General features: G+C 57.9%; 2 protein-coding genes and 2 pseudogenes. 3 read left to right on the plus strand and 1 reads right to left on the minus strand.

What is annotated here, in order from left to right:
- Positions 1-240: 240 nt before the first annotated feature.
- Positions 241-1,355: pseudogene (locus A3C3_RS44445) on the minus strand (IS110 family RNA-guided transposase).
- Positions 1,356-2,005: 650 nt separating this feature from the next.
- Between A3C3_RS44445 and A3C3_RS0134160 the strand changes: the two are divergent.
- The 3 genes and pseudogenes from A3C3_RS0134160 to A3C3_RS42100 all read left to right on the plus strand — a co-directional run.
- Entirely contained in the window at positions 2,006-3,148 is a 1,143-nt protein-coding gene (locus A3C3_RS0134160; protein WP_022719006.1) for an inosamine-phosphate amidinotransferase, read from the plus strand.
- Between the two features lie 564 nt (positions 3,149-3,712).
- Complete coding sequence (locus A3C3_RS42865; RefSeq protein WP_022719007.1) at positions 3,713-4,573, plus strand: class I SAM-dependent methyltransferase; 861 nt, start codon at positions 3,713-3,715, stop codon at positions 4,571-4,573.
- A gap of 894 nt (positions 4,574-5,467) precedes the next feature.
- Positions 5,468-6,000: pseudogene (locus A3C3_RS42100) on the plus strand (IS110 family transposase); the annotation flags it as partial.

Genomic DNA, 6,000 nt, shown 5'->3' on the forward strand with positions numbered 1-6,000 from the left:
TGTTGAACAAAGCAGGAGGCAGGGGCATTTAGAAGACGGCTGGCATACTCTTATGCGCGGGTTGGATACCGCATTTCCGTGTGTTCGTCTGGGGCTGCCTCGGTCTAGGATCGGGCGTGGATTTTATCCGCCACATAGCTCTGACGAGGGTTCCCCACCGGAGCCCTGCCTCCATCTTTTTCCAACAGCAGATGACTTCAATTATTCGCTTAAGCGTTGCTCTTCAAGCTGACTATCGGCTTAGGGCTTTGCTGTGGGAGCGACGACCTCCTGCCCGATCGCCCACAGGAACGCTGCCATTTCTCGCGCAATGGCGGTGACCGCGACGACCTTCGGCTTGCCTGCCGCCATCAGCTTGCGATAGCGCGCGCAAAGTCGCACCTGGCCCTTCCAGGCAATCTCTCGAACTGTCCTTGGCATCCTCCAGCCGCGCCTGGATCGTCGAGCTTACACGTGCAGGGAAACGATATGTCCAGGCGCCTTCGATGAGGACCCGCCCTTATGTTGCCTGCCTTGGTGATCCCACCACGTTTGACCCGTTCGCCGGTTGAGCTTTCCGACGGCACGAGACCGAGATACGCCATCAACTGACGAGGATTATCAAAGCGCCGGATATCGCCGATTTCGACCACAAAGGTGACCGCCGTCATGAACGCGACGCCGCGCATCGCCTGGTAGGCGGCCACAACCGGCGCCATCGACCAGGATGCCGCGGTTTCGACAACCAGCTTGGTCAGCCTGTCCAGACGCACGCCAGCATCCTCGATGGCCTGGCAATATTCCGCCAACAGGATTTGGTGGGCGGGATGATCGAAGGTCTGGCATGTCAGCCATCTTGTATGGGCGCGCGCCCAGGGGGTGCGGCCGGTATAGATCCTGCCATGACGCCACAAGAAAGACTGAAGTTGCTGACGCGCCTGCTTCAACGGGTCGTTGGCAGCCTCGCGAGCCCGCACCAGGTCGCGGATCGCCTCATGACCTTCATCCGGAACCCAGACCGCGTTCAGCTCACCCGCGCGGTGCAGGCGCGCCAGGCTCATGGCATCCCGGCGGTTGGTCTTCACCCGGTCGCCCGCACGTTTGGGCACCAGGGACGGCGCGACCACCACGCAGTCATGCCCCAGTTCGACAATCTAGCGATAGAGGCCGTAGCCCATGGGACCGGCCTCATAGCAAAAGTGAAGCTTGCCTCCGCGCCTGGAAAGTTTGTTGACCATCGACGCCACCGACGCCGGCTCCGAGGAGATGTCGCCGAAAAACCGCACCTCGCTGTTGCGTGCTCCGTCGGCAATCGCCACCGAAATCTTCAGCTTCGACGTATCCAAGCCGATGAAAATTACGCTATCGTCTTTCATGGTTCGCCTTCGCTAAGCGTGGGGCAAGGCTCCGGCCTATCCAGAGCAACCCCCGAATTCAGCTTACCGCGGGGGCGGGCCACCTTCACCCCACGAACATACGGTCTAGCCTGCTCGCCAGCAGCATAAAACGGAGGACGAGGAGCGCTGCACAGGCAGTCGTCCCGATTGACATGCCGATCCAGACACCTATGGCTCCAAGCCCCACCTTCAAGGCCAACAGGTAGCTAAGCAAAAGCCGATGGGGGCTCCTTTACAGCCGTTCACTGCTGCGCGTGACGCTCGTGCTGACCTAATAATATCTAGCACCGCTGAGTAGGCCGTTGCGTCTGGTCGCCCTCTGACTAGAACAGCGCCACTTCCGATCAGTGGTTCCGGCACCACATCGATTTTTTGCGCGTGTAGCGAGGGCGCAGAGAAGGCGAAGGTGACCAGAGCGCTGCAACGAGCGACACCGACATCGTACTAAAGAACTCGCACTACGACACCTATAATATTAGGTAGTCTCCAAGACTTAGCTCGTGGGTTACAACGCGGAGAACCGCGAGATTACCAATTCGATGCTGGCCAAGGCTTACTAGCATGTGCAGCGTCGGACGGCTGGCATACAGATCGGTGTTGCCTAAAGCCTATCAAACAGGAGTCAAAGCATGAAGCTCAACAGCTACGATGAATGGTCGCATCTCCGCGAAGTGATCGTTGGGTCTGCGGCGAATTACACTTCACATGAACGCGAACTCTCATTCGAATACTTCTTTCTTGACAACCTCAAGAGTCGCCGCGAGTGGTATTACCCACGGGTTGCGCCGGTGACTGCCACGGACAGTGGATCTCGGCACAAGCAACTGTCCATTAAGCAGCGATATGTCGAAGAGTTAAACGAGGACGTCGACGGAATTGTCTCGACCCTGCAGTCACTTGGGGTAAAAGTCCATCGTCCTCTTGAATTAGACCCGTCTACGACCGAAATCGAAACCCTCGCCTGGAGAGCCGCCGTGATTCCGGCTCTGAATGTCCGCGACATGTCCCTCGTGCTCGGCGACGAGATCGTGGAAACAGCGCCGATGATGCGCTCGCGCTATTTCGAAACGCAGCTGCTGACCCCGATCTTCGCTGAATATTTTCGTAAAGGTTCGCGGTGGTCGGCGATGCCGAGGCCGATCATGACTGATTCATCGTTTGATCCCTCATATGCGCAACTGACCGATGGAGGGCTGATGGAATCTATCAAGAACCCGCAGTCTTCGCCCTACGACGTCGGCTTCGAAATAATGATTGATGGCGCGCAATGCCTCCGCCTTGGGCGAGATGTCCTCGTAAATGTCTCAACCGAGAACCATGCGATGGCCTACACTTGGCTACAGCGACATTTCGAAGGGCGCTTCAGATTCCACCGAATCGATCGGTTGAGTGACAGTCACATCGACAGCATGATCTTGGCATTGCGGCCCGGCACACTGCTCGTAAGATCCGAACGGGTGGCAGACTATCTCCCCGCGCCATTACAAAATTGGGAGCTGATAGTTGCTCCGGATCCTCAGGAGAATAACTTCCCAATTTATGAGAGCGATGATCTTATCCTAACCAGCCTGTATATCGATATGAACGTGCTGTCTGTTAGTCCCGAGATGGTGATCGCGAACGAAGCCAGTCCAGAACTCATTCGCCTGCTAGAGCGCCACAAGTTCACAGTTGTCCCAGTGCGCCATCGGCACCGCCGGCTCTTTGGAGGTGGGTTCCACTGCTTCACACTCGATACTGTGCGGGACGGTGGTCCTGAAGACTATGTTTAGCCGGGTCCAACGAGTGGTGCCGTTGTGTTTTGATTTGCTCGTCTAATCGCAGTTGGGGCGTCGAGCATGATGTTTGCTGAGACGACGCTACCCGGTGCGTGGTTGCCCTGCGCGGTCTAGATTGGTTCGTCGCCGGATGGAGAGCTTCGCAGGGCGCGCTTTCAATGTGGAGGACGCAGTCTGCTGAACGCTACTGGCTCTTGCGATCGGACTAAAGAACTCGCCAGCTGGTAGGCGTCGTATTTTTGTCACCGCCAAGTTGCGGGCCACGGTCACGGCGACTCTTTTGAAGCCGACGCTTTCCTGAAGCGGAGCCTCCGACGTGCCTAGGGAATTCTCGGTGAGCTACGCGTCAGAATAACGACGTCGCTTTCGTTGAGAAATCCTCCCGGATGGCGGTGAACGCGCCAGGATTCCGACGCCGCCCGCGGCGATCCAGATAGGTCTCAGTAACCCGCTGGACGATGCACCACTTGAGAAAGCTCTCGCAGTCATCACCACGGAGCTCCCCGGACATTCACTGCGACCGCATTCCCAAGGATTTCGGAATTTGGAGGAACGACGATGCTCCGGGAGACTACGACAGCAAATCACGCTGCATCTTCCCGAGTCCGCAGACCATGGGACGATTTCGATGGCCTTGGTTACTACTACCAGTACCGTCCGGAGTACCCTTCAGCCGTTGCCGAGCAGTTGTGGGTCATGCTTGAGAACTCGACCGGGGGGACGGTCATCGAGGTAGGGGCCGGAACGGGCCTCTTTACGCGCAGCATAGCCACCGCCCTCGGACCTGCCTACCGGATCGTGGCCATTGAGCCCAACAAAGACATGCGACGGCATGCGGCCTCACAGACGCCTGCGGGAATGCCGGTCACCTATATGGACGGAATTGCCGAGCATCTGGCCGTCGCCGGCCATTCGGTCCAACTGCTCACGGCCGCCAACGCTGTCCATCGATTTAATCGATCAGTGTTCTATCAGGAGGCGGAGCGCGTCCTGATACCGGGGGGTCTCCTGGCGTTAGTTCAATACAAACCTTTCCACCGGGGGAGTGCTTTTGCCGATGATTTTCTTTCCGCGATTGAAGGTGCGCTGCCGACTTATCGGAGGCACCGGCATTCGACACCGGGAGGCGGTTTTTCGGAGATCGACCTTACCGGGGAACTGAAGGGCCTCTCGGCCTTTCAAAACGTCAAGCGGGAGGCATTTGTCTATCACGAGCAGATTGACCTCGAAACATTCATGCATCGGGCTCTTTCCTACACGATCGTTCAAAAGGCCATGTTTACAACCGGGTGCTCACACGTAATGGCGCACCTGTTTGAGATCTTCGACAAACATGCCGATCAGACGCGGTTGGCTGCAATGCCTTACGAGGCGGAAATGATCACCGCCCGGCGCGTCGATCTCGGACTGAAAAGCTAGACGATGCCTGGACCAGCCGAATGCCCGCCAAGACGGCGCCGTTGATCCGGATTATTTCGACAAACACGCCAGCGAAAGATCGCGCAAGGAACTCGAAGTTCGCCTCGACGTCGGCCTAACCAACATTCGAGCACCTTCAAGGCCACGAAGCGACCGAGACCCCTACCGCCTAATGTCGAGGTGCGGCGGCGCCATCCACTTCCAGTGTCACCATCGTCATTCGAGCGGGTAGACGCCTCCGTTGATGTCTTTGGTCTTTACGAGAATGTCAGGTTGAACGCGGAGGGTCGCCCACCGGTACCACCTCCTGCGATGTTGGATGCTCGCCGTGTGTGGCGGGACGTAAAGCGTAGAGGAACTTGGCGTGCGCCAAAAGGAACGGTCTGGATTGGCGCAGCTTTCCCGGACCAAGCCGTTCGTAGGGAGCGAGCCCATCGCCCTCCGGTGCTTCGAGCACCTGAGGGGACGCGTTTCCGCTCGGATTGATCGTAATCCATGTCCCGTGGGGAGTTCGCGCCGGACCTGCGCCTGTTCAGAGCGCCAGTACAATGAGAGGCGAAAGGCTCACATGCTCGAAGGGAGAGAAGGCATGACTGATCAAAGACATGTAATGCTGGCGTCGACTGCGCCGTCGAAGAGCCATCATGTGTCCTCAGGGACGGTAATGGGCGACAAAAGTGAGCGTCATGAACAGCTCACGTGGAGGCATGGCGGAGCGAAGCGTAGGTATACGGCGGAAACAAGGGTGGACGATCAGGCGTTTGGATCCTCCATTTAGATGCCGTAAAGGGCCGGCGTCTCATGAGTAGCCAGTTGGGTGGCTGTCCCTCAGAATGATGATTTTTGGAAACGAGGTCCGAGCGATCGGCCTCAAGCATCATGAGAGGAACAGCCATGGAGTATTATGCAGGAATCGACGTCTCGCTGAAAGAGAGCAGCGTGTGCGTGGTCGACGCGACGGGCAAGTTGGTTCGCGAGGTCAAGGTAGGCAGCGAGCCTGAATGTCTGGTCGGGTATTTTGATCAACTGGACTTTCCGGTAGAACGCATCGGCCTTGAAGCGGGGCCGTTGTCCCAATGGCTACACGCGGCTCTCGTTGCTGCGGATCATGAGGTGGTTTTGCTGGAAACGCGGCATGTGAAGGCGGCGCTTTCGGCGATGACGGTGAAGACCGACCGCAAGGATGCACGGGGGATCGCGCAACTGCTCCGCATGGGGTGGTATCGTCCGGTCCATGCCAAATCGTCCGCCGGCCCAGGACACTCGGGCTCTCCTGGTTGGCCGCAAGCTTCTGCAATCCAAGCTGCTCGACGTGGAGCTCAGCATCCGGGGTATCCTGCGCGGCTATGGATTAAAGGTCGGCGAAGTCAGCCGAGGGCGTTTCGAAGTGCGCATTCGTGAGTTGATTGCAGGGCACCCCACATTGT

Origin of the sequence: Rhizobium mongolense USDA 1844 (assembly GCF_000419765.1) — a bacterium.
Classification (GTDB): domain Bacteria; phylum Pseudomonadota; class Alphaproteobacteria; order Rhizobiales; family Rhizobiaceae; genus Rhizobium; species Rhizobium mongolense.

Bases quoted from the DNA above. Each gene is read 5' to 3' on its own strand.
- A3C3_RS0134160 (WP_022719006.1), top strand. From the start codon at position 2,006: ATGAAGCTCAACAGCTACGATGAATGGTCGCATCTCCGCGAAGTGATC.
- A3C3_RS42865 (WP_022719007.1), top strand. From the start codon at position 3,713: ATGCTCCGGGAGACTACGACAGCAAATCACGCTGCATCTTCCCGAGTC.